The sequence below is a fragment of the Olsenella kribbiana genome (genome assembly GCF_036408795.1).
In the GTDB taxonomy this organism is placed as follows: Bacteria; Actinomycetota; Coriobacteriia; order Coriobacteriales; family Atopobiaceae; genus Olsenella_L; species Olsenella_L kribbiana.
Window position 1 is genome coordinate 1 of the sequence record NZ_JAZGJP010000002.1, and the last position, 21,183, is coordinate 21,183.

21 protein-coding genes, 6 tRNA genes and 1 pseudogene are annotated in these 21,183 nt (G+C 59.2%); 16 read left to right on the forward strand and 12 right to left on the reverse strand.

The features are described from left to right. Positions 1–631: 631 nt before the first annotated feature. From tnpA to VXJ24_RS01575, 4 genes are all read right to left on the reverse strand, one after another. Positions 632–1,090, reverse strand: a complete 459-nt coding sequence (tnpA, locus tag VXJ24_RS01560; RefSeq protein ID WP_330971165.1) for an IS200/IS605 family transposase — start codon at positions 1,088–1,090, stop codon at positions 632–634. Positions 1,091–1,281: 191 nt separating this feature from the next. Beyond that, positions 1,282–1,356, reverse strand: a tRNA-Val gene (locus VXJ24_RS01565). Positions 1,357–1,561: 205 nt separating this feature from the next. Continuing rightward, complete coding sequence (locus VXJ24_RS01570) at positions 1,562–1,840, reverse strand: hypothetical protein (protein ID WP_330971166.1); 279 nt, start codon at positions 1,838–1,840, stop codon at positions 1,562–1,564. A 127-nt stretch (positions 1,841–1,967) separates the two neighbouring features. Beyond that, positions 1,968–3,212 carry an MFS transporter gene (locus VXJ24_RS01575; RefSeq protein WP_330971167.1) on the reverse strand — a complete coding sequence of 415 codons (1,245 nt, stop codon included), beginning with the start codon at positions 3,210–3,212 and terminating at the stop codon, positions 1,968–1,970. 330 nt (positions 3,213–3,542) lie between these two features. Between VXJ24_RS01575 and VXJ24_RS01580 the strand changes: the two are divergent. From VXJ24_RS01580 to VXJ24_RS01595, 4 genes and pseudogenes are all read left to right on the forward strand, one after another. Next, positions 3,543–4,088, forward strand: a pseudogene (locus tag VXJ24_RS01580) (GRP family sugar transporter). A 153-nt stretch (positions 4,089–4,241) separates the two neighbouring features. Next, the gene (locus VXJ24_RS01585; protein ID WP_330971414.1) at positions 4,242–4,616 is read left to right on the forward strand and encodes a GRP family sugar transporter; all 375 of its coding nucleotides are present in this window, start codon (positions 4,242–4,244) and stop codon (positions 4,614–4,616) included. Beyond that, positions 4,576–7,125 (forward strand): ribonucleoside-diphosphate reductase subunit alpha, encoded by a 2,550-nt coding sequence (locus tag VXJ24_RS01590; RefSeq protein ID WP_330971168.1) that lies wholly within the window; start codon positions 4,576–4,578, stop codon positions 7,123–7,125. The genes VXJ24_RS01585 and VXJ24_RS01590 overlap by 41 nt, the downstream gene beginning before the upstream one ends. Positions 7,126–7,155: 30 nt before the next feature. Continuing rightward, entirely contained in the window at positions 7,156–8,208 is a 1,053-nt protein-coding gene (locus VXJ24_RS01595) for a ribonucleotide-diphosphate reductase subunit beta (RefSeq protein ID WP_330971169.1), read from the forward strand. A gap of 77 nt (positions 8,209–8,285) precedes the next feature. On the opposite strand, the gene VXJ24_RS01600 is transcribed toward VXJ24_RS01595, so the two are convergent. The 3 genes from VXJ24_RS01600 to VXJ24_RS01610 form a co-directional block, all read right to left on the reverse strand. Beyond that, complete coding sequence (locus VXJ24_RS01600; protein ID WP_330971170.1) at positions 8,286–8,564, reverse strand: TIGR04076 family protein; 279 nt, start codon at positions 8,562–8,564, stop codon at positions 8,286–8,288. Between the two features lie 113 nt (positions 8,565–8,677). After that, a complete protein-coding gene (locus tag VXJ24_RS01605; RefSeq protein ID WP_330971171.1) occupies positions 8,678–9,241 on the reverse strand; it encodes a TetR/AcrR family transcriptional regulator in 564 nt (187 codons plus the stop codon). A gap of 8 nt (positions 9,242–9,249) precedes the next feature. Then, entirely contained in the window at positions 9,250–9,954 is a 705-nt protein-coding gene (locus tag VXJ24_RS01610) for a hypothetical protein (protein WP_330971172.1), read from the reverse strand. A 424-nt stretch (positions 9,955–10,378) separates the two neighbouring features. Between VXJ24_RS01610 and VXJ24_RS01615 the strand changes: the two genes are divergently transcribed. The 6 genes from VXJ24_RS01615 (at position 10,379) to VXJ24_RS01640 (ending at position 14,153) form a co-directional block, all read left to right on the forward strand. Next, positions 10,379–11,386, forward strand: coding sequence for a hypothetical protein (locus VXJ24_RS01615; RefSeq protein ID WP_330971173.1), 1,008 nt, complete (start codon positions 10,379–10,381; stop codon positions 11,384–11,386). A gap of 123 nt (positions 11,387–11,509) precedes the next feature. Further along, entirely contained in the window at positions 11,510–11,701 is a 192-nt protein-coding gene (locus tag VXJ24_RS01620) for a hypothetical protein (protein WP_330971174.1), read from the forward strand. A 247-nt stretch (positions 11,702–11,948) separates the two neighbouring features. Then, complete coding sequence (locus tag VXJ24_RS01625; RefSeq protein WP_330971175.1) at positions 11,949–12,383, forward strand: DUF5684 domain-containing protein; 435 nt, start codon at positions 11,949–11,951, stop codon at positions 12,381–12,383. A gap of 14 nt (positions 12,384–12,397) precedes the next feature. Next, the gene (locus VXJ24_RS01630) at positions 12,398–12,604 is read left to right on the forward strand and encodes a hypothetical protein (protein WP_330971176.1); all 207 of its coding nucleotides are present in this window, start codon (positions 12,398–12,400) and stop codon (positions 12,602–12,604) included. A 79-nt stretch (positions 12,605–12,683) separates the two neighbouring features. Then, positions 12,684–13,058 carry a 3-hydroxyisobutyrate dehydrogenase gene (locus VXJ24_RS01635; protein WP_330971177.1) on the forward strand — a complete coding sequence of 125 codons (375 nt, stop codon included), beginning with the start codon at positions 12,684–12,686 and terminating at the stop codon, positions 13,056–13,058. Positions 13,059–13,571: 513 nt separating this feature from the next. Further along, positions 13,572–14,153 carry a DUF5714 domain-containing protein gene (locus tag VXJ24_RS01640; protein ID WP_330971178.1) on the forward strand — a complete coding sequence of 194 codons (582 nt, stop codon included), beginning with the start codon at positions 13,572–13,574 and terminating at the stop codon, positions 14,151–14,153. Positions 14,154–14,675: 522 nt separating this feature from the next. Here the strand turns inward: VXJ24_RS01640 and VXJ24_RS01645 are convergent. The 3 genes from VXJ24_RS01645 to VXJ24_RS01655 form a co-directional block, all read right to left on the reverse strand. After that, positions 14,676–14,750 (reverse strand) — tRNA-Val (locus VXJ24_RS01645). Positions 14,751–14,849: 99 nt separating this feature from the next. Continuing rightward, positions 14,850–15,950, reverse strand: coding sequence for a tRNA 2-thiouridine(34) synthase MnmA (gene mnmA / locus VXJ24_RS01650; protein ID WP_330971179.1), 1,101 nt, complete (start codon positions 15,948–15,950; stop codon positions 14,850–14,852). After that, positions 15,950–17,137, reverse strand: a complete 1,188-nt coding sequence (locus tag VXJ24_RS01655) for a cysteine desulfurase family protein (RefSeq protein WP_330971180.1) — start codon at positions 17,135–17,137, stop codon at positions 15,950–15,952. Before VXJ24_RS01655 ends, mnmA begins: the two co-directional genes overlap by 1 nt. A 139-nt stretch (positions 17,138–17,276) precedes the next feature. On the opposite strand from VXJ24_RS01655, the gene VXJ24_RS01660 reads away from it, so the two are divergent. The 4 genes from VXJ24_RS01660 to VXJ24_RS01675 all read left to right on the forward strand — a co-directional run bounded on the left by VXJ24_RS01660 (position 17,277) and on the right by VXJ24_RS01675 (position 19,676). Beyond that, on the forward strand, positions 17,277–18,800 hold the full coding sequence (locus VXJ24_RS01660; RefSeq protein WP_330971181.1) for an FAD-binding protein: 1,524 nt from the start codon (positions 17,277–17,279) through the stop codon (positions 18,798–18,800). Positions 18,801–18,902: 102 nt separating this feature from the next. Then, positions 18,903–18,978 (forward strand) — tRNA-Gly (locus tag VXJ24_RS01665). Between the two features lie 51 nt (positions 18,979–19,029). Continuing rightward, a tRNA-Cys gene (locus VXJ24_RS01670) sits at positions 19,030–19,103 on the forward strand. A 165-nt stretch (positions 19,104–19,268) separates the two neighbouring features. Continuing rightward, positions 19,269–19,676 (forward strand): hypothetical protein, encoded by a 408-nt coding sequence (locus VXJ24_RS01675; protein ID WP_330971182.1) that lies wholly within the window; start codon positions 19,269–19,271, stop codon positions 19,674–19,676. Positions 19,677–19,728: 52 nt separating this feature from the next. Here VXJ24_RS01675 and VXJ24_RS01680 read toward each other — a convergent pair whose 3' ends face one another. Next, positions 19,729–19,947 carry a hypothetical protein gene (locus VXJ24_RS01680; protein ID WP_330971183.1) on the reverse strand — a complete coding sequence of 73 codons (219 nt, stop codon included), beginning with the start codon at positions 19,945–19,947 and terminating at the stop codon, positions 19,729–19,731. Positions 19,948–20,122: 175 nt separating this feature from the next. Between VXJ24_RS01680 and VXJ24_RS01685 the strand changes: the two genes are divergently transcribed. Continuing rightward, a tRNA-Gly gene (locus VXJ24_RS01685) sits at positions 20,123–20,198 on the forward strand. Between the two features lie 51 nt (positions 20,199–20,249). After that, a tRNA-Cys gene (locus VXJ24_RS01690) sits at positions 20,250–20,323 on the forward strand. A gap of 77 nt (positions 20,324–20,400) precedes the next feature. Here VXJ24_RS01690 and VXJ24_RS01695 read toward each other — a convergent pair. Further along, the gene (locus VXJ24_RS01695) at positions 20,401–21,159 is read right to left on the reverse strand and encodes an ATP-binding protein (protein WP_330971184.1); all 759 of its coding nucleotides are present in this window, start codon (positions 21,157–21,159) and stop codon (positions 20,401–20,403) included. Positions 21,160–21,183 lie beyond the last annotated feature (24 nt).

The following is a 21,183-nucleotide window of genomic DNA, read 5'->3' on the forward strand; positions in this document are numbered from 1 at the left end:
TCAGCTTCTTCCTGCACGTCGTCTGGCCGGCCTCTCCGGCCACCACCGCACAGGTTCCGCCATCCATCCGCACATGTACAGCTGACTTCCGGAACCGTTCGTATGAAGTCTGTAATTGAGCTTCCGCAGAGGCGTCCATGGAATTCCTCGTCGAGCTGGTTGACCGCTGGTTCTGAGTGGGTATAGTGAATACAGATCGCAAAACCCGAGAGGGTTTTATGTGGCGGGGACGCGTGAGCGCCTCCGCCTAATTTTTTGGCTCTTCGCTGTTTCTAGTGGGTAGCAGATGAGACGGCAAGCTGGGCCAAGAAGTCCAGGCGGCCGAGCCCCATCGACCTCCCGAAGAGCTGCGCCAGCATCCCGGTCTGTGCGTCCATGCACGGCTCCGATCGTCGCATCCGCCAGTCGACGGAATCATACCGCCTGCGGGGTCGGCGGTCGGGAGGAGCAACCTGTGCTACCCACCAGATGTTTCAGAGAGCCAATCATGACCACCCGCGTAGCGGGTGGTTTGCTCTAAGGGTATAACCCTATAAATGCCGGCCAGGGACTCAAGTCCCTGGCCTTCGCTTCGTTCAGGCCGCATGGCCGCTTGACTCGTGGCTAGCCCGTCAAACGGGCATTTGCCGGCCTATTTCCTGCTGAACGGGTCCTCGTACTCCTTGACGCTGAGCTTGTCGAGGGCGATGTCCGCGGCTTCCTGCTCCCTGATGTACTTCGCGATCGTGGCCTCGTTCATGCCGACGGTCGAGACATAGTAGCCCTCTGCCCAGAACTTCCTGTTCCCGAACTTGTACTTGAGGTTCGCATGCTTGTCGAACATGAGGAGCGCGCTCTTGCCCTTCAGGTACCCCATGAAGCTCGATACGCTGATCTTGGGCGGGATGCTCACCAGCATGTGCACGTGGTCCGGCATCAGATGCCCCTCTATTATCTCCACCCCCTTCCACTGGCAGAGGTTCCTGAGGATCTCCCCCAGGTCCTTTCGGTATTGGTTGTAGATGGCCTTTCTCCTATACTTTGGGCAAAACACGATGTGGTACTTGCACATCCATTTCGTGTGCGCAAGGCTGTTTGCCTTCTGTGCCATGGTGTTCTCCTTCCTCTCGCGGCCGGCGACCTGAACAATCACCATCCTAGGGAGGGAGGAGTTTCGTTGCATAGCATAGTTGCCTTCCACCCGCACAGCGGGTGGATTTTCATGCCGCGCGTTCCGCGCGGCACAGGCTAAAGCCTCTATGAAAACAGGCCAGAGGGCATAGCCTCTGGCCTGCGAGTTTATGGTGGGCGTTAGAAGATTTGAACTTCTGACCTCTTCCGTGTCAGGGAAGCGCTCTCCCCCTGAGCTAAACGCCCGAATATATAGCTGCTCGGAATGCCGTGCAGCGCATCACTGAACTATACCGGACCTGTTCCGCAATTGCAAGGACTCTTTCCTGAAGCCCACAAGAACCGGGAGGGGGAGCTCCCCGACCGTTCAGCAGCACTCTGCCCGAAGATAGCATCTCCCCCATCAGGCCGCACATGCCGAAGCCATGCGCTACGTATCCTGCCACACGCTCTACAGGCTGTGCTTCTTGAGCTTCTGATCGAAGATTGCGTTCACGATAGCGCTGAGCTGCGAGCGCGCTTCGTCAGGAAGCGGACCCTCCTTGGCAGCCACGGCATAGAGCTCGGGGTGCTCGTGCTCGATCTTCTCGAAGGTCTTGCTCAATGCATGCCTGCGGACGAAGAACGGTATGCGCTTCACCTTGGCTTCATCCACCAGCTCCAGGATCTTCCTGTTGGCAGCCTCGCTGCTCGAAGAGCCGACCGGCCCTGTCTCCTTCTCGGCCACCATATGCCTTCCTCTCAACGCTAAATATATTGTACGCAATATATTTTATGCATGCTGAATGCCGCCTGCCAGAGCTGCACGCGATATGCACAGCTTGTCCATGAAAGCGGCATGCTTGGCAGACAAGCTCTCAGAGCCGTGCCCTGAGACGCCTTTCGAGCACGAGCATCACAAGGCAAAGGAGCAGTATCGCCACGCCGCTCACGCCGAACCAGGCATTCACGCCGAGCGCTTCCGCGACAGGAGATGCTATGGCAAGCCCTGCCGGCATGGCGGCCAGCGACACGATCTGGAAGGCCGAGAAGGCACGCCCCTGCCTCGCCTGGGGGACCGTCTTCTGCAGATAGGCGACGATCGGCACATCGTAGCAGGTCGATGCCGCACCCATGCCAGCGCAGAACACGGAGAAAGCGATCCATCCGCCATAGCTTGCCGGCACGAGGCCGCATCCGATGCAGGTGGCTCCGATCAGGGCGCCTGCCACATATGAGGCGCGGATCTCGTCGTTCAGCTTCGCCTTTGCGATCGCGACGCCGGCAAGAAGCATGCCCAGAGACCAGACCATCTCGACGACGCTTCCCTCGAAGGCACCGAGGCCAAAGTAGCTGCTGGTCATAAGCGGATAGAAGGATGAGAGCGGCATGAAGAAGACCATGAGGACCAGAAAGGAGACGATGACCTGCCTGAGCAGCCTGTCTTCCCAGAATACCGCGAGGCCTTCCTCGAGCTCGCGCAGAGGATGGAGCGCAGGACGCGGGCCTGGCGCCAGATGATCGGGCACGAAGACCGCTGCCAGTGTGCCTACGGCAGCGAGGGCACCAAGAAGGTCGGTGAGGAGCACGAAAGGAAGCGGAAGCGCGGCATAGAGCGCACCGCCGATCACAGGCCCCAGGATCAGGGAGGCACTCGTCAATGCCTGCGCCATCCCTCCCGCCTCGATCAGCGCATCCTGCGGCACGATATCGGGCACCATGGCCTGCATGGCGGGAGCCTGGAACGCCGTAGCGCAGGCACGGGCAGCCAGAAGCACGATCAGGGCAGACGCGGAGACACCGACATGCCCCAGGGCGAGGGCAAAAAGGGCTGCCATGATGCCGGCGGCAAGATCTGCCGCCATGCATACCCGCTTCCTGCTGTGGCGGTCGGCCACGATGCCCGCCACGGGAGAGAGCAGGGCGCCCGGAAGATATGCCGCCAGCCCTGCCAGCCCCATGGCGGAGGGAGATCCTGTCTGCTGCGCCAGATGCCATATCAGGGCAAACTGGACCGCAGAGCTTCCCACCTGCGAGACTGCCTGTCCTGCAAGGATCGTATAGTAGCGACGCTTCCAGGAGCTTCTGCCTGTCAGTGTCTCTTGCGGCTCCCGCTCTTCCACGTGCCCGCCCTTCCTGCCCGGCTCCAATCGGACGCGAATATAGCATCTGCCACAGACCCTGTCCATGCATGCTGCCAGAACAGGCTGCATGCCATGAGCGAAGCCCTTGAGGGGTCGGCTGTGCCCCTGGCATGCCGCAAGATTGACGCGTTTCTCTGGATTCTTGGCTGATTGACGCAAAATGCCGGACTGCCCTGCTGCATATACTGATGCCAATCCCGGGATATCAGAACAGCATCTGTCTTAGCCGCATTCCATCAAGGAGGCGTTATGGGTTCCATCCTCATCGAACTCATTCCTGCGCTTGGCTGGGGCTTCCAGGGCATTGTCATGCAGAAGATCGGAGGCACCGGTGCCAGCAAGCAGATGGGCATGGTGCTCACCGCCCTTGCCATGGCCATCGTCGTTGCCCTGATAGACCCCATCGTCTGGACGCCCGCCCTGCTCTGAGCCGCGGCAGCGAACGGGATTTCCTGGGCCCTTGCCCAGATACTGCAGATCAAGAGCTTCGACTATCTGGGCGTCTCGCGCGCCATGCCGCTCACTGCCGGCATGCAGCTCCTGCTCACCTCGATGATCGGCGCATTCTGCTTCGGCGAGTGGCCCTATGCCTGGCAGATGGGCCTGGGGTTTGCCGGCATCGCCCTCATCATCGCAGGAACGGTGCTCACCACCCATACCGAGGCAGGCCAGCAGAGCACTTCTGCCTCAGATATCCGCAAGGGTCTCATCATCACGGCCATCTCCTCTGCCCTGTATATGGCCTATGCGACAGCGGCACGGTTCTTCAGCGTGGACAGCTCCAGATCCTGCTTCCGCAGGCACTGTTCATGCTTTCGCCCTGCTGGTCATCTCCGCAATCGTGAGCAGGTGTGAGTCGTCTGACGGCATCTTCGGCCGCAGCGAGGGCATCTTCGGCATCAAGTCCTGGCAGAACATGCTCACCGGCATCCTGTGGTCGGTCGCGAACATCGCTGGCTCTTCTCCAACCCGGTCAACGGCGTCGCCGTCGGCTGGACGCTCGCAGACATGAACCTGATCATCGCGACGCTCGGAGGCCTGTTCATCCTCCATGAGAAGAAGACGCCCAAAGAGCTCGGGTTCATTGTCGCGGGCATGGCGCTGATTGCCGCAGGCAGCCGGCATGACAAAGCTCGGATAGAGAAACGCTCCCCTCCAAGGGGAGCCCAGCAGCCTCTTCGGCGGCAGAAGGGACGCATCATGTCCATTGCCTACAGCATATCGATACCATTTCCTGTCTTTAATTGTCATTGTTCTGATAGCATTTATAACGGTCCGGGACATGCCCGAGACCTCGAACAGCTATGGACCGCAGCCAAGCGCTGCAGGATGGAGATAGGCCATGCAGGTCACGAAACGCGATGGGAGCACGGAAGCCTATGAGGGGCTCAAAATCGCCCGAGCGATGCAGAAGGCACTCAGGGAGGTAGGCGATCCTGCTGCTGAAAGCGCCGATGCTCTCGACAGGCTCCTTGCACGCGCAGAGGCAGCCATCGGCGCCTGTGGCAGCACTGACGTGGAGAGCATCCAGGACATCGTCGAGCGCACCCTCATGGAATCGGGCCATTTCGATGCCGCAAAGGCCTATATCCTCTACCGCCACAGGAGATCGGAGCTTCGGCATGCCCGCCTGGGCATCGTGGCACTTGCGCTCGGAAGCGATGCTGATTCCAGGATGCAGGCACGCCTCGCAGACGTGCTTGCAAAGATTTCGCGCGACTTCGAAACCGCCCTCTATCCCCTCGATGCCCTCTTCGCCAAGTTCCAGAGCTTTGCCAAGCCCGGCATGGATAGGTATATGCGCCTCGATGCACTCGTGAGAGCAGCTGTCGAGCTTACCTCCCAGGAAGCCCCCTCCTGGGAGCTCATCGCAGGAAGGCTCCTTGCCTTTGCAGCAGACACGCGACTCAAGGAAGAGGAGCACAGGCGCGGCATCGAAGGCTTCTATGGGAAGCTCCGTCATCTCACAGATCAGGGGCTCTATGGCACCTACATCCTCGAGGGCTATACGAAAGCAGAGATTGAGGAAGCAGCTTCCTTCATCGCGGACGAGCGAACCGATCTGCTCGACTATCCGGGACTCGACCTCCTGCTCAAGCGCTATGTCGTGTGCAGCCATGACCATATCGCCCTCGAATCGCCGCAGGAGATGTTTCTGGGCATCGCCCTGCACCTTGCCCTCAAGGAGCAAAAGGCGGAGCGCATGCGCTGGGTCCGGCGCTTCTACGACATGCTCTCGAAGCTCGAAGTGACCATGGCAACACCGACGCTCTCCAATGCCAGAAAGCCGCACCACCAGCTCTCGAGCTGCTTCATCGATACCGTGCCAGACAGCCTCGAGGGGATCTACCGGAGCATCGACAACTTCGCGATGGTCTCGAAGTACGGCGGCGGCATGGGCATGTATCTCGGCAAGGTCCGTGCCAAGGGCGGCTCCATCCGGGGCTTCGAGGGAGCAGCCGGAGGCGTCGTCCGCTGGATCCGTGTCATCAACGATACGGCCGTCGCGGTCGATCAGCTCGGCGTGCGCGCAGGAGCCGTTGCCGTCTATCTCGATGCCTGGCACAGAGACTTGCCAGAGTTCCTGCAGCTCCGCACGAACAATGGAGACGACCGCATGAAGGCGCATGACGTCTTCCCCGCTGTCTGCTACCCCGACCTCTTCTGGAAGATGGCGGATGAGGACCTCGACCAGCCCTGGCACCTCATGTGCCCCCACGATATCTCGACCGTCAAGGGCTATGCTCTCGAGGACTACTTCGGGGAGGAATGGGAGAGGCGCTACCGCGACTGCGTGGCAGACCCGAGGATCCCTAAGCGCACCGTCACGATCAAGGACATCGTGCGCCTGGTGCTCAGGAGCGCTGTCGAGACCGGAACGCCCTTTGCCTTCATGCGCGATACCGTGAACAAGGCCAATCCCAACTCGCATGCTGGCATCATCTACTGCTCGAACCTCTGCACGGAGATTGCCCAGAACACAAGCGAGATCGAATCCGTCTCAGAGGAGATCGTGACAAAGGACGGCGATACCGTCGTCGTGACGACGACAAGGCCAGGAGACTTCGTCGTCTGCAACCTTGCAAGCCTCTCGCTGGGCAGGATCCCGCTCGAGGACGACAGCTACCTTGCCCATACCATCGAGAGCGCTGTCCGTGCCCTCGACAATGTGATCGACCTCAACTTCTATGCCCTCCCCTATGCAAAGATCACGAACAGGCGCTACCGTTCGGTGGGACTCGGCGTCTCGGGCTACCACCATATGCTCGCAAAGCGCCACATCCGCTGGGAGAGTGAGGAGCACCTCGCCTTTGCAGACGAGCTCTTCGAGCGCATCAACAGGCATGCTATCGAAGCATCTTCTGCGCTTGCGGAGGAGCGCGGCGCCTACGAGCTCTTCGAAGGCTCCGACTGGGCAACCGGCGCCTACTTCGAGAAGCGTGGCTACGTCTCTCCTGCCTGGACAGAGCTCAGGGAGCAGGTCACAAAGCACGGCATGAGAAACGCCTATCTCCTCGCTGTCGCACCGACGAGCTCCACCTCCATCATTGCAGGCACCTCTGCCGGCACAGACCCCATCATGCGCCGCTTCTTCCTCGAGGAGAAGAAGGGTGCCATGCTTCCCCGCGTTGCTCCGGAACTCTCCTCCCAGACCTGGTGGTACTACAAGCCGGCACATCTGATCGACCAGACCTGGAGCATGAAGGCAGCAGGAGTGCGCCAGCGCCACATCGACCAGGCGCAGTCCGTGAACCTCTACATCACGAACGAATATACGATGCGCCAGGTGCTTGCCCTCTACCTCGAAGCCTGGAGAGACGGCGTCAAGACCATCTACTATGTCCGCAGCAAGTCGCTCGAAGTCGAAGAGTGCGAGAGCTGCGCAAGCTAGAAGACAACCATCCCCTTGAAAGGACATGCCATGCAGGACACGACAAAGCTGAGCCCCAAGGCGCTCTTCAATCCCGACGGCGATACCGATGTGCGCGCACGCCGCCTCATCGGCGGGAACACGACGAACCTCAATGACTTCAACAACCTCAAGTATGCCTGGACCTCCGACTGGTACCGCCAGGCCATGAACAACTTCTGGATACCGGAGGAGATCAATCTCTCCCAGGACGTGAAGGACTACCCCAAGCTCTCTCAGACCGAGCGCACGGCCTACGACAAGATCCTTTCCTTCCTGGTCTTTCTGGACTCGCTCCAGACGGCGAACCTGCCGAACATAGGCGAGTTCATCACAGCAAACGAGGTGAACCTCTGCCTTCACATCCAGACCTTCCAGGAGTGCGTCCACTCCCAGAGCTATTCCTACATGCTCGACACGATCTGCAGCCCCGAGAAGAGAAACGAGATCCTCTACCAGTGGAAGGATGATGCGCATCTGCTTGCCAGGAATACCTTCATCGGAAACCTCTACAACGAGTTCCAGGAAAAGAAGGATGCCCAGGCACTGCTACGGGTGATGATGGCAAACTTCATCTTGGAAGGGGTCTACTTCTACTCGGGCTTCATGTTCTTCTACAACCTTGCCCGCATGGGCAAGATGCCGGGAAGCGCCCAGGAGATCCGCTACATCAACAGGGACGAGAACACGCACCTGTGGCTCTTCAGGAACATGATCCTGGAGCTCCAGCGCGAAGAGCCTGAACTCTTCGGAGAGAAGGATACAGAAGACCTCAAGGCCATGCTCCAGGAAGGCGTCGAGCAGGAGATTGCCTGGGGCACCTATGTCTTGGGAGATGATATCCCCGGCCTCACCTCGAAGCAGGTCGAAGGCTACATCCGCTATCTCGGGAATCTGCGCTGGAGCTCTCTGGGCATGGGCGAGCTCTATCCAGGATACGCAGAAGAGCCAGCTGACATGGCATGGGTGAGCCAGTACAGCAACGCGAACATGGTGAAGACCGACTTCTTCGAGGCGCGCTCCACAGCCTATGCGAAGTCCACGGCACTGGTGGACGACCTGTAGAAGAGGCCTTCTTCCCCGAGGATGCAGCACGGAGCGGGCTGGCGGCGTTGCAGCTTCGCCAGCCCTGCGCCTCAGCCCTATTCGTCTTCTTCCGGCACAATCTCTGCCCTGAACACCATGATCGTATCGGCGTCCGAGCAGCAGAACTCCGCTGTGCCTTCAGGCTGTCCCGGAATGCGCCCTCCATAGCGGAGGATATCGATATAGGGGAAAGCGCAGTGCATTGCCATCGGGCAGATCTTTCCGCGGTCTTCGTCGAAATCGAAGACCTCCCCCACCTTGTGGCCTCTATGGCAGCCGTACTTGCCTCTACGGTCTATGACCTGGATCTTGATCTTCGGACGCCTTCTTGCCATGTCCCCTCCTTGCCAGCTCTTCCTGTCCAGTGTGATGCATGGGAAGAGCTTGTGGAAGAGGTGCAGGAACATGTTTTCTGGCAGAGCAGATGCCCGTCACCGAGAGCTCCATCTCAGTAGAGCACCCGCTCGATCACGGCGACAAGGACCGAGCAGTCCCTGCTGCCAAGCATCAGAAGAAGCAGAAGATGGTCCAGGACAAAGGCAACGAAGCCCTGCTCGTCCATCCCGTTGCCAAAAGCATCGGAGCGCACATGTGCATCTTTCTGCAGGGCCTGCCAAAGATGTCTTTCGACCCTTCCCAAGAAGGCATGCATGCGCGCAGCCCCCTCCTTGGCAGGACCTCCGCCAGAGGAGAGGGCGAAACCATGCAGCGCGAGGAAGCCGGGGTATGCCTGCATTCTCCGGGAGGCATGGCAGAAGAGCTCCTCTGTGGCAGCAGCGAAGCCATCGCCTTCCCGCCTCAGGCTGTCAAGATCGAAGATGTCTGACCAGATGTCTGCAGTCACAGCAAGAAGCAGGGCATCCTTGTCCGGAAAATAGTGGTAGAGCGTCCCTGCCGCAACTCCGGCTTCTGCCGCCACCGAGCGCATGCCGACACCGGCAAGGCCCTTCTGCTGCACAATCTTTCTGGCAGCGGCAAGGATCTCTTCCCTCGATGTTGCAGCTGGCTTCATGGAGACTCCTAGAGCCGGGGCAGAAGAGCGAGCCCCATGCAGATGATCCAGATATACATGACCGTCTTCGGGAGCATCAGGGCACCCACTGCAGGCTTCCTCTTCGCCAGGAACGTGACAGGCAGATAGAAGCCGAAGGACAGAGCAATAGCGATGCACATCCTCCAGAGCCCATAGCCCCCCTCATTGCCGGAGATTGCAAAGAGGACGATTACGAGAAGGCCGGTGACGGCAAAGGGGATGTTGCGGGCAAGCGACCAGCGCAGGTTCTCCTTGCCGGATGTCCATTCATTCTGCGGAAAGAGGCAGAGCACGATCCTGAGCACTGCTGTCGCGAAGATGAGAGCTGGGATGGCAGGCGAGATCTCAATATCCGGAAAGATCTCTCTCCAGATGAAGTACAGCACGACATAGAACACGGTCATCGTCACGGAGGTGATGGCAGTACCAAGGCCAAGCTTTTTCGTCGTGTCTTCCCTGACGCCGAAAAGATGCATCTGGACACGCGGAATCAGGTGGAAGGCGTCTCCTCCTCCGAGCAGCACGGTCATGAGGCCAAACAGCAGAAAGACCGTCCGCCCCTGTGCCTGCGTGAAGAAGATAATGGCAGCCACAAGATCGAACGCAAGGTAGCAGATATCGAAGATGCTCTCTGCGATGCGCATGCCTTTGGGCATGCCTTCCTGCTTTGCGTCCTTAGGACTCTGTTTCATAGCAGCCTCTTTCTTTCAGAACAGCAGGAAGCATCCCGCTTTGCATGTCAATATGAACGCTGTTCATATTGACGCCTGCAAGACACAGCGTCAACTGAAAGGAAAAGCGGCACATCTCTGACATCAGCTCCTCCACCAGCAAAGGCACCTGCCACTCACCGAACCGCCTGCCGATCAACTGTGCAGTGCAGGGCTATCCGGCTCATCGCAATCGTGCGTGGCAAGGAAAGCAGAATGGCCATTTTCGCAGGCAGAGGCCCTGCAGATCCACATCGCACAGTCTTCGGCCTGCATTTGGATATGCCTGCGAGATGCCTGACAGATAACTGTCAGAACATTTGTTCTCATTGTTTGCTACGCTCCTCCCTGCCCGAAGACATGTCCATCACTGAACGGACAAACCACGAGAAAGCAGTGACTGCCCATGGACAGCAGCAATATCTATGACTCGGTCTTCAAGACCATGGTGCACAAGACACCCAAGCTTCTGATCCCCCTCATCAATGAGGTGTTTGGACGCCGCTATGAGATAGATGTCCCTATCGTGCAGTTCAACGAGGAGCACGAAGGACCTCTGGGCACCCACATCTCCGATTCCGTCTTCCGCATCGAAGATATGGTCTACCACCTGGAATGCCAGAGCACTCACGACGCCAGCATGGTCGTAAGAATGATCGAATACGATTTCAGCATCGCCCTGCAGGAGGCTTTGGAGCAGGGTGCACCTTACCGGATGAAATTCCCGTCCTCGTGCGTGCTGCTCCTCCGACATACCTCCAAGACGCCCGACTATCTGGAAATGGAAGTGGAGATGCCCGACAGCGAATCTTTCCGCTACCATACGAAAATCTACAAGACGCAGCTTGTCAGCGAAGAGGAGATCTTTCGCAGACGCCTCCTCATCCTCCTTCCCTTCTACCTCATGCGCTATGAGAAGGAGCTCTCGAGCCTGGATGCAGAATCGGATGCTGCAGCAGCACTCATCAGAGAATGCCGCGAGATACGCATGCGCCTTGCCGACCTCACGCTCCTGCAGGGCGACGAGCTTCTCTATCGGCAGATAACAGAGCTTATAATCAGGGTGTCAGACCATCTGCTTGCAGCAAATGAGCCACTGAACAGGAAAGTGAGGCCAGCCATGGGCGGAGAGGTCCTCGAGCTTATGGACGACAAGATCGAGCGCAGCCGCAAAGAGGGCATCCAGGAGGGAATCGCGCTCGGCCGGCAGGAAGGAGTCGAGCTCGGTCGGCAGGAAGGGGTCGCGCTCGGCCGGCAGGAAGGGGTCGAGCTCGGCCGTCAGGAAGGGTTCGAGCGGGCCGAGAGCATCCTCGCCGAGCAGATGGCCGCCCTCGGCATCGACCGGGCAGTCATCGACCGGATGATGGCAGATGCCGCTGCCAAGATTTCATCTCAACAGAGGCCGGGCGACTAGCCTCAGCGCTCCAGAGCATTCCCTTCCCAGAATGCGCGTGCACGTGCATTGTCATACAGAGACGGTTCTTTGCCGTCTGGCAGGAAAGGGAGGCCAGCCATGGGCGGAGAGGTCCTCGAGCTAATGGACGACAAGATCGAGCGCAGCCGCAAAGAGGGCATCCAGGAAGGAATCGCACTCGGCCGGCAGGAAGGGTTCGAGCGGGCCGAGAGCATCCTCGCCGAGCAGATGGCCGCCCTCGGCATCGACCGGGCGCTCATCGACCGGATGATGGCAGATGCCGCCGCCTCTCTGAAGAGCATGCCACATCAGTAGCAGGAAGAAAGCTTTCCCCATGCCGGATGGCAGAACAGACTTCGTGCTACAACAGGCTCCTTCTAGATTATGTTCGCTCTGCCTGCCTGCAGGCATGCATATCCATTCTGCCTGTCGCGCGTTCCTCCGCATGCTCTGATGTCTGTCTTCCGAATGGCAGCTCAGAAGCTATCCCACGCCCCCTGCCCTGATTCTGCAAATCTCCGTAGCGTCTGGAAAAACGCAAGCTCCTCCAGAAAGGACAATCATGTCCACTTCAGCAATCGCTGCCGCACTCGGTGCCTATACCCTCTTCATCATTTTCCTGCTCATCCTGCTCGTCATTGCCTACTGGAAGATGTTCACGAAGGCAGGCATCGCTGGGTGGAAGTCCCTCATCCCCCTCTACAACGTCTATATCGCCTTCAAGATTGCCTGGAAGGACCAGACCGCATTCTGGGTCTGGCTTGCCGCAAACGTTGTCTACGGCCTGTTCAGGGACCATGAAGATGGAGTCTCCGGTGTCATCACGATCGCTGCGGGCACCCTTGCCCTTGTCTGGTGGATGCGCTTCTGCATGAAGCAGGCAAGGTCCTACGGCAGGGCCACCGGCGCAGGCATTGCCGCCTTCTTCCTGCCGAACATCATGACGCTCTACTACGGCTTCGCTTCCTCCTGCACCTATGCAGGTCCCCAGGACTAGTCGGGAGCACTGCTATGGAAGATGCGCAGGACATGGCAGAGAAGCTCGAACGCTATGAGCGCTTCGCGCAGGACCTCAGAGACGAGCTTGCCGAGACAGACCAGCAGCTCAAAGACATGAAGGCCCAAGGCAGGACAAAGACTGCCACCTACCGGCAGCTCTTTGCAAACCGCTTCATGCTCGAAGAGATGGTCTCGCGCCTCGACGAGGCAGACCTCTGAGCCTGTCTCTCCTCTCGCCATATGAGATGATGGGTATAAAGAGAGCGTCAGACAAAACGCGAGACAAGGGAGATGCCTTATGGAGAAAGAGCTGCTTGACTACACTGCGCAGAAGGTCGACGAGATGCTCGCTGCGCCTTCCGCCTCTGCCGATACGAAGAAGTCTGCCCAGGCCTGGAAGGACGCTATCGCAGCCGGCAAGGATGCCGATGCCGCAACGAACACCCTGCTCGATGCTATCAGCGCCCACCAGACCACAATCGACTCCCTCATCGGCTTCATGAGTTCCGACAAGGCGAAGGAGCTCTTCGGCGCAGACGTTGCCGCAAGAAACGTTGCCCACGCAGAGGAGCGCAAGGCCAAGGGCGCCAAGTGGTGCGATTGCGCAGCCTGCAGGCCCTGCCATGAGCTGCTGCACAGGTTTGGCCGTGAAGAGGCAGACGTCTATCTGTGACACGGGAATCAAGATGTACAGGGCAAGCAGGCCAGAGGCTGGAGTCTCTGGCCTGCTTTGCTGTATCCGTCTTTGCAGAACTTCGAAAGCCCGCCACTTCAGAAGAAGAGATCCGTCAGCAGACAATCCCGGCTACGCCGCGCAATGCTCGGCATCAGTGCACGCGCGATTTGCAATCATAGCGATGAACAGATCGAAAGCACGGCAACTCGGCGAGAGCAACACAGAAGCCAATCCCATCTATGGTGCGAGATACGTTCCCCACTATTGAGCGGCAGAAAAGCTTGCTCCATCGAAGCGCATCCAGACATGGAGCTGGTCTACCCTTTTCATATTCCCGCATGCCGCAGAAAATGCGATGTCTGGGACCAGAGCATGAAGACAAGCAAGATGCCTCCCAGAAGAGCTGCCGGGCCGAAGCCTTGCCCTGAGCTGCGGCTCTTGCTCCGCTTATGAAGGACACTCCTGGCAGATGGCGTATCATGGAAAAGAGGCGCGATATCCGGAGGCAACATGGGCGAGCTCACTCTTGAGGAACGTGGAAGGCTGATCGTGGATGCATGTCTGAAGCAGACAAGCACCAGCCCCTATCAGGTGTTCATGAACGTGGCACGGCAGGACTTTGTACGCATGCACGGGCCGGAACACCATGTGCTGGATGGGGCGGCACTGCTGAGTGCATACCGCAACGCAGGAGGAGACGTCGACCTTGCTGCTGCCCTGGCAGAGCTCATGTCGCGCGGTCTCAAGATGCCTGGCGCCATGTGCGGACGCTGGGGCGTATGCGGAGCGACAGCATCCATAGGAGCCGCGCTCAGCATTCTGGAACAGACAGGCCCGCTTTCAGACGACGACTCATGGGGCAGCCATATGCGCTACACGTCGCGTGCGCTGGACGGCCTGTCGCGCATAGGCGGGCCGCGCTGCTGCAAGCGCGATGCGTATGTATCGCTGCAGACAGCGGTTGACTATGTGCATGAGCGCTTCGGCGTCAGCCTTAAGAAGGACAGCATCGTCTGCGAGTTCCATCCGTACAATGCCCAGTGCCTGGGCAAGAAGTGTCCGTTCTTCCCAAAAACGGAGGCGGATGCCTGACTCATCCGCGCAGCTGCCTGCATCCATGATCTCCAGCAGAAGGCACTCTGCCGCAGATGGCTTCATATACCCATCTCCCAAGACTTCAGCCCCCTGCACCAGAGCCGCCTCTGCAGCACACAGTGCGGCTGACTGTATACCCTTCTTCTCCAAAGGCTCAGACGTATCAGATGGAGCCCATGCATCGGTCCACGCCCGGGGGCAGATCAAGCCACCACGCCCAATCTGCCCCGAAAGGCTTTGCAGGTACTCCTGGGGATTTCTGGATGTGTCCACCCGGCGTGTGCATCTCTTGGGCCGGCAGCCGGATGCATCGCTGGATACGTGCCAGGCACGATGCTGCCGCCGAGGACGTCCGGAGAGACCTTCATATTGCCACGGCAGAAGCTTCAGCCATGCAGAGGATTTCTGGAACAGCAGGTCGCGGGGATGCCTATTCAAGACGTTCAGAAACCTTGGTTCATGTATGCAGGACACAGATAGAAAAGCAGCCCAGAGGCAATCCTCTGGGCTGCGAATGTTTGGTGGGCGTTAGAAGATTTGAACTTCTGACCTCTTCCGTGTCAGGGAAGCGCTCTCCCCCTGAGCTAAACGCCCGATTATCTCTGCTGGGTTGGGGTGCCCTGCAGCAGAAAGATACTTTACGCGAATCGTGGCTCCTGTGCAAGAAAAACTTTCCCAAATCTGCGATTGCCCTTAAATTCGCGGTTTCATCACAGGATCGGGAGCGATGATGCCACCGCCCACGCACTCGAGACCACGATAGATGACCGCACTCTGCCCCGGCGCCACGGTGCGCACCGGCTCTGTGAACGAGACCGTAGCGCTCTTTCCGTCCTCGGAGACAGAGAGCCGAGCTTCGCGAAGAGGACCTGTGTGCCTCGTGCGGACGAGACACTCCCCTGCTTCAGGCGCCGTGCCAGCAATCCAGTGGCAATCTTCGAGCGTGTGCTCTTTCGTCCAAAGTCCCGGGCACATCTTGTCTGCCGTCACATAAACGACATTTTCCTTCGTATCGGTTGCCACCACATAGCGGGCAGGGCCGCCTCCGAGATCGAGTCCTTTCCTCTGTCCTACTGTGAAGAGGAATGCCCCCTCATGGTGTCCAAGCACCTTGCCAGTCTCCCACTCGACGATGTCGCCTGCCCTCTTCTCGAGCGTATCGAGCAGGAAGGTACGGATGCCGACAGGACCGATAAAGCAGATGCCATCGGAGTCCGGCTTGGTCTCGATGCCGAGATGGCGCTCTGCGCAGGCAGCACGAACGTCTGTCTTCGAGGAGTAGCCGCCGACCGGGAAGAGAACGCGATTGAACGTCGTGCCGGGCACGCGCCAGAGGAAGTAGGTCTGATCCTTGTGCTCATCAGCAGAGCGAAGGAGCCTGGCAGGTCCTCCATCCGTGAGTGCCGGAGCCGTCCTTGCGTAGTGCCCTGTTGCGATGAGATCGGCGCCTTCCTTGAAGGCACGCTCGGCAAACGTGCCGAACTTCACCGTCTGGTTGCACATCACATCAGGATTCGGCGTATAGCCATGGGCATAGGCATCGACAAGATAGTCTGCGACCGTCTCCTTGTACTCCTTCTCGCAGTCCCAGACTTCAAGATCCACGCCGAGTTTCACCGCTACGCGCTCCGCATCGGCCAGGTCCTCTGCCCAGGGGCACTTGAAGCCAGGAAGGTCCTTCGACCAGTTCCTCATATAGACAGCCGTGACATCGAAGCCCTGCTCTACGAGGAGCGCGCAGGACAAGGCCGAGTCCACGCCTCCGCTCATGCCGAGGAATACCTTCTTGCCCATCATGCCACCTTTCCCGTACGCGGATCGAGGCCACGCCTTCTTGCCTCTTCCTCGACGGCGTTTCCGATCCTGGCTGCCGCCTCTTCAATGTCCTCTTCTGTCACAGGAGCCCCGAGCGTGATCCTCAAGCTTCCATCTGCCACAGCAGGTGCAGCTCCTATCGCTTCGAGCACATGGCTCTCCCGCATCCGGCTTGCCGCACAGGCAGAGCCTGTGCCGACAGAGACCCCTCTGTCCTCGAGCAGGATCACGAGCCTCCTTGCTTCGAGGCCCGGGAAGGAGATGTGCAGAAGGCCGGGAAGGCGGAGCTTTGCCTTCTTCGGACCCTCGACCTCGGCCCAGGGAAAGCGCTCCAAAAGCTCTTTCTGGAGCCTGTCCCGAAGCTTCTGCTCCCGCTTTGCCTCCTGGGCCCGGTGTGCCGTGGCCTCTTCGAGCGCACAGGCAAAGCCGACAGCTCCTGCCACATTCTCTGTGCCGGAACGGACGCCGCCCTCCTGGCCACCACCTTGGAGCAGCGGCTTTATTGCGATGCCGTCCTCGGCCCAGAGAAGGCCGACCTGCTTTGGCCCGTAGATCTTCGCGGCAGAGAGCGTGAGCATGTCCACATGGAGCGATGCCACATTGATAGCAAGGGCATTGACAGCCTGCGAGGCATCCGTATGGAGCCAGAGCGGCATCTTTCCCCCTGCCGCAAGCCTTGACTGCCGCCTCTCTGCGACAAGCTTCGCAATGTCACGGATGGGCTGGATCGTCCCGATCTCGCCGTTTGCAAGAGAGATGGAGATAAGCCCCACCTCAGGGGTGAGCAGCTTCTCGAGCGTCTCCATGTCCACCCGCCCATCCCGATGCACCGGAATCAGCGCATGGTCTTTCGCCTCTGCTGCCGCAAGGACGCTCTCATGCTCTGTTGCAAGCACCAGCACCCTGCCTTCGGCAGAGTTGATGGCAAGGTTGTTCGCCTCGGTCGCGCCGGCACAGATGATGAGGTTGTCAGGCTTGGCGCCAATCTCATGGGCAAGCCGGGACCGGGCCTCTTCGTAGTCTGCCTTCGCCTTCCTTGCAAGCCGATACGGGGCAGAAGGGTTGTAGAACATATCGGACATATAGGGAAGCATCGCCCGAAGCACGGAAGGCGCTACCGGCGTTGCCGCTGCATAGTCGAGATATATCTCTTTCGTTGCATCCATAGAGGGACATCCGCTCGAAGAATCGTGACCGCAGAGGGCAGTGATGCCTGGCTCTGCGGAGTGTGCCAAGATACAAGGCAGCACAAAGGTGTGCTGCATGCGCACCCCATACTACCAAATGCGCAGGAAGGCGGCCTCTATGCCAGAGCTCCTCCATCTCGATGCAACCGATGTCCTCGTCGTAGGGACAGGCCTTGCAGGCATCTCAGCAGCGGTCTCTGCCGCAGAGGCAGGAGCGAAGATCACGCTTGCATCTGCCGGTCCTGTCTTCTCCGGCTCCTCCTTCTCCTCTGCCACCTGGGGCCTCGGCATGGTCGCACCTGAGTCGGCAGCAGACGAGGAAGACCTTGTCCAGACCATTCTCGCGGTAGGTTCAGGTGCGGCAGACCCCGCACTCGTCAGAAGCTTTGTCTCGGGCATCTATCCTGCCATGCAATGGCTCGAAGACCACGGCGTTGCGCTCAGAGCGCCCGATCACCCAGAGGAGCGCGAGTACATCCCCTGCTTCGACCACAAGGCACGCCTCTGGCGAGGGCTAGGCCGGGCCGAGTTCAGAGATGCCATGGCAGCATGTCTCCAAGACCTGGACGTCCATCTCATCGAGCATGCATCTCTTGCACGCTTGAGGAAGGCAGACGATGGCAGCATCCAGGGTGCCATCTTCTTCGACGAGACATCCTCTTCCTTCATCGACGTTCCCGCTTCATCCACAATCCTTGCCACCGGAGGCACGGCAGGCCTCTTCGGCAGGCATATAGGTGCTGACGAGGACACAGGCATTTCCCATGCCCTTGCAAAGGATGCCGGCGCTCATCTCGTGAACCTCGAGTTCATCCAGCTCATGCCGGCAATCCTCACCGAGATGGGCCCTGTCATCTTCAACGAGAAGACGTTCCGCTATCTTGCGTTCGAAGACGGAGCAGCTTCCTCGATATCCAGAAATCTCTTCGAGCTCAGGAGCACCCATGGACCTGCAACAACACGGTTGGGAGATGCTGCAATCGATCTTGCGATAGCGGAGGCAGGCGAAAAAGGTGCCCCTGCACGCTATGAGAATCTGCCTGACCCCCTGCCCGAGCTCGACCGCACCTACTTCTCCTGGCTCGAAAAGCGCCTTGGCCATCCTCTCGACCAGAGCTTCCGCATCGCGCTCTTCGCCCATGCAAGCAATGGCGGAATCAGGATCGACCGCAACGGCTGGACCGGCGTCCCCGGACTCTTTGCCGCAGGAGAGGCGACAGGCGGCATGCATGGTGCAGACCGGCTCGGCGGCCTTTCAAGCGCAAACTGCATCGTATTCGGTATCAGGACCGGAGAAGCGGCTGCAAAGACAGCAGAAGGCGTCTCAGCACCTCTTGAAGGCATGGCTGGACTTCCCAGCACATGCTCTCCTCTCGCCGCCAAAGCCCTTCCGGCAATACGCCTTGCCCTCGACAGCGCCTGTCTCGCTCCCCGATGCGAGCATGACCTCGTGGCGGCCCAGAGCTCCCTTCACCTGATCGATGAGGCGATTGCGCGCACCGCACTTCCCACGCAGGATGCCAGAGCCATCTTCCAGACGCTCGAAGCCAAAGCCGCTCTTGCCACGGCACAGGAGATGATCGAGGCCATGAGGAGAAGAAGGAAGAGCGCCGGCAGCCATATCAGATCGGATGCCGACTGAGGATAGGAGCATTTCGTTTCGCCCCGCACAGCAGGCCTAAAAAATCTTGCCGAAAAAAGTTCTTGCACGCACGGCCGCTTTCACATATAGTATTTCCCGCACGCGGGCTTAGCGCAGTTGGTAGCGCGCCACCTTGCCAAGGTGGAGGCCGCGGGTTCGAATCCCGTAGCCCGCTCCATTGATCATCCGGCCGTCCTGCGAATCCTCGTATGTCGGCCTTTTTCATAACGGCGAGATGGCCAAGTGGTAAGGCGCGGGCCTGCAAAGCCCTTACCCCCGGTTCGAATCCGGGTCTCGCCTCCAGAAAAGTTCGGGGACCGCATCTGCGGTCCCCTTTTTTGCAGCTCTTCTGATGAATTGGTGTTCCTTCGTTATCATTCCTCCCGCTCAGCCCCTCTCTCAAGGTTTCTGTCGGCTGCTTGTGCCACAATGCTCGAGTTGGCTCAAGAATATGAAGGAGGTATGCGCATGCCGCACAAGATCGGCCAGGCCCGCATCGCCGTCCTCAGAGAGGCAGAAGAGGATTCAGGCGTCGTGGCAAGAAACCTTGCCGGCACGACCGGTGTCCTCGAAGTCTGGGAGTCTGACCACAAGTTCCCCGGAAGGCAGGGCGCTGTCTTCTACTATCCCCTCACCTTCGATCATGAAGGCAACGGCTCCACGGCACGATTCTTCCGCACCGCCTACAACTACCGCTTGACCGATGACGGCAAGACCGCCATCTTCGACAAGGGCGGCAGGAGCGGCACGAATCGCTTTGTCTTTGATATCCAGGGCGGCTTCAAGAACGAGGAAGCAGAAGCCGAAAGCGCGCATGCTGCCGCGCATCCCGGCGAGACGTCTTCCTTCGATGTAGAAGGATCCAGGGACCGCTAGCACGTGCATCTGCTCCGGCGAGAAGAAAGAGCTTCTCGCCGGAGCTTTCTTTCTAGCGCCTTCTTCTCTTCGGCTTCATGAGGTCAAGGAGGGAAAAGGTCGTGCGCCGATAGATGGCGCCTCTGACAGCACGCTTCGGATCGTGCACGAACCCCATGCCGCGCTTCCCGTAGAAGGGGTCTAGTGCCCGCTTCATGCGGCGCTTGTACTTTCCCGTCGTCCTCGCGGCAAGCGACTTCTTCCATGAGGGACGCCTCATGCCAAACTTCATGGGAAACCATCTCCTCGAGCCTTCAGCTCCCTGCCCCCCTCTTCAGCTTCCGTTATACGCCTGTCCGGCGACACATCCCGGAGTTTCTTGAGCCCCCCGTATCCACGCTTTCCCCACACATTGGAGATTTCTTCTTGCGCTTCCGGCGATATTCGCGTATATTCTTAACCCGCACGCGGGCTTAGCGCAGTTGGTAGCGCGCCACCTTGCCAAGGTGGAGGCCGCGGGTTCGAATCCCGTAGCCCGCTCCATTGATCATCCGGCCGTCCTGCGAATCCTCGTATGTCGGCCTTTTTCATAACGGCGAGATGGCCAAGTGGTAAGGCGCGGGCCTGCAAAGCCCTTACCCCCGGTTCGAATCCGGGTCTCGCCTCCAGAAGAGTTCGGGGACCGCTTCTGCGGTCCCCTTTTTTCATGCCGAGATTGCTCATATGTCTGAATCTTGTACCGGAGCTACTGCTGTGCGCTCTCCGGTGCCTGATCGAGCATCTTCACGAGCCTCACCTGCGTGCCCTTGCCCGACGACTTGAGAGAGATCGTGACCTCATCTGCGAGAAGCCGCATGAGCTTGATGCCACGTCCGCGCTCGAGCGTGGAGCCAGATGTCGTCTTCGGCTCCTCCCCCGCCTTCAGCTGGTAGCCCTTGCCGGTATCGGTGATATCGAGCGTCACTCGGTCGGGATAGCAGCTCACGGTCACGAGCGTATAGCGCGAATCGGTGTGGTCGAACGCATTGCCGAGCGCCTCGCCGCATGCAAGCGTCATATCGAACGCCTCATCGGCCGTAAGCATCGTATTCTCGAGAAGATGCTCGACCCGCTGCCTTGTCTCATGCATGTGGTCCGCATCGGAGCAGAGGACCCGTCGCCAGAGCGGCTCGACACGTGGGTCGAGCTCAGGCACCTGCCGCGTCGTGTCAGCCGGAATCACGGGCGCGAAATCGACGACACGCACGCGTCTCAGCGACCGGTAGGCAGGCTTCGAGACGTTGATGAGGGAAAGGAGGCCTCCGGCGGCACGCATCTTCCGGATCTCGAGCAGTATCGTTGCCATGCCCGCAGAATCGATATAGGTCGCCTTTCCCATGTTCAGGATGATGCGCTTGCATCCCCCGTCGATGAGGGCGTCGAGGTCATGCCGAAGACGCGGTGCTGTCAGCACGGTCAGATCGGATTCCACAGGCAGAACGACTATGTCAGAGGTATGCTCCATGCCTTTTCTATTCCCGAACACGGG

Bases quoted from the DNA above. Each gene is read 5' to 3' on its own strand.
- VXJ24_RS01630 (WP_330971176.1), top strand. From the start codon at position 12,398: ATGGAAGATGCGCAGGACATGGCAGAGAAGCTCGAACGCTATGAGCGC.
- VXJ24_RS01585 (WP_330971414.1), top strand. From the start codon at position 4,242: ATGAACCTGATCATCGCGACGCTCGGAGGCCTGTTCATCCTCCATGAG.
- VXJ24_RS01640 (WP_330971178.1), top strand. From the start codon at position 13,572: ATGGGCGAGCTCACTCTTGAGGAACGTGGAAGGCTGATCGTGGATGCA.
- VXJ24_RS01570 (WP_330971166.1), bottom strand. From the start codon at position 1,840: ATGGTGGCCGAGAAGGAGACAGGGCCGGTCGGCTCTTCGAGCAGCGAG.
- VXJ24_RS01620 (WP_330971174.1), top strand. From the start codon at position 11,510: ATGGACGACAAGATCGAGCGCAGCCGCAAAGAGGGCATCCAGGAAGGA.
- VXJ24_RS01675 (WP_330971182.1), top strand. From the start codon at position 19,269: ATGCCGCACAAGATCGGCCAGGCCCGCATCGCCGTCCTCAGAGAGGCA.
- VXJ24_RS01600 (WP_330971170.1), bottom strand. From the start codon at position 8,564: ATGGCAAGAAGGCGTCCGAAGATCAAGATCCAGGTCATAGACCGTAGA.
- tnpA (WP_330971165.1), bottom strand. From the start codon at position 1,090: ATGGCACAGAAGGCAAACAGCCTTGCGCACACGAAATGGATGTGCAAG.
- VXJ24_RS01680 (WP_330971183.1), bottom strand. From the start codon at position 19,947: ATGAAGTTTGGCATGAGGCGTCCCTCATGGAAGAAGTCGCTTGCCGCG.
- VXJ24_RS01595 (WP_330971169.1), top strand. From the start codon at position 7,156: ATGCAGGACACGACAAAGCTGAGCCCCAAGGCGCTCTTCAATCCCGAC.
- VXJ24_RS01605 (WP_330971171.1), bottom strand. From the start codon at position 9,241: ATGAAGCCAGCTGCAACATCGAGGGAAGAGATCCTTGCCGCTGCCAGA.
- mnmA (WP_330971179.1), bottom strand. From the start codon at position 15,950: ATGGGCAAGAAGGTATTCCTCGGCATGAGCGGAGGCGTGGACTCGGCC.
- VXJ24_RS01655 (WP_330971180.1), bottom strand. From the start codon at position 17,137: ATGGATGCAACGAAAGAGATATATCTCGACTATGCAGCGGCAACGCCG.
- VXJ24_RS01590 (WP_330971168.1), top strand. From the start codon at position 4,576: ATGCAGGTCACGAAACGCGATGGGAGCACGGAAGCCTATGAGGGGCTC.
- VXJ24_RS01635 (WP_330971177.1), top strand. From the start codon at position 12,684: ATGGAGAAAGAGCTGCTTGACTACACTGCGCAGAAGGTCGACGAGATG.
- VXJ24_RS01625 (WP_330971175.1), top strand. From the start codon at position 11,949: ATGTCCACTTCAGCAATCGCTGCCGCACTCGGTGCCTATACCCTCTTC.
- VXJ24_RS01660 (WP_330971181.1), top strand. From the start codon at position 17,277: ATGCCAGAGCTCCTCCATCTCGATGCAACCGATGTCCTCGTCGTAGGG.
- VXJ24_RS01615 (WP_330971173.1), top strand. From the start codon at position 10,379: ATGGACAGCAGCAATATCTATGACTCGGTCTTCAAGACCATGGTGCAC.
- VXJ24_RS01695 (WP_330971184.1), bottom strand. From the start codon at position 21,159: ATGGAGCATACCTCTGACATAGTCGTTCTGCCTGTGGAATCCGATCTG.
- VXJ24_RS01610 (WP_330971172.1), bottom strand. From the start codon at position 9,954: ATGAAACAGAGTCCTAAGGACGCAAAGCAGGAAGGCATGCCCAAAGGC.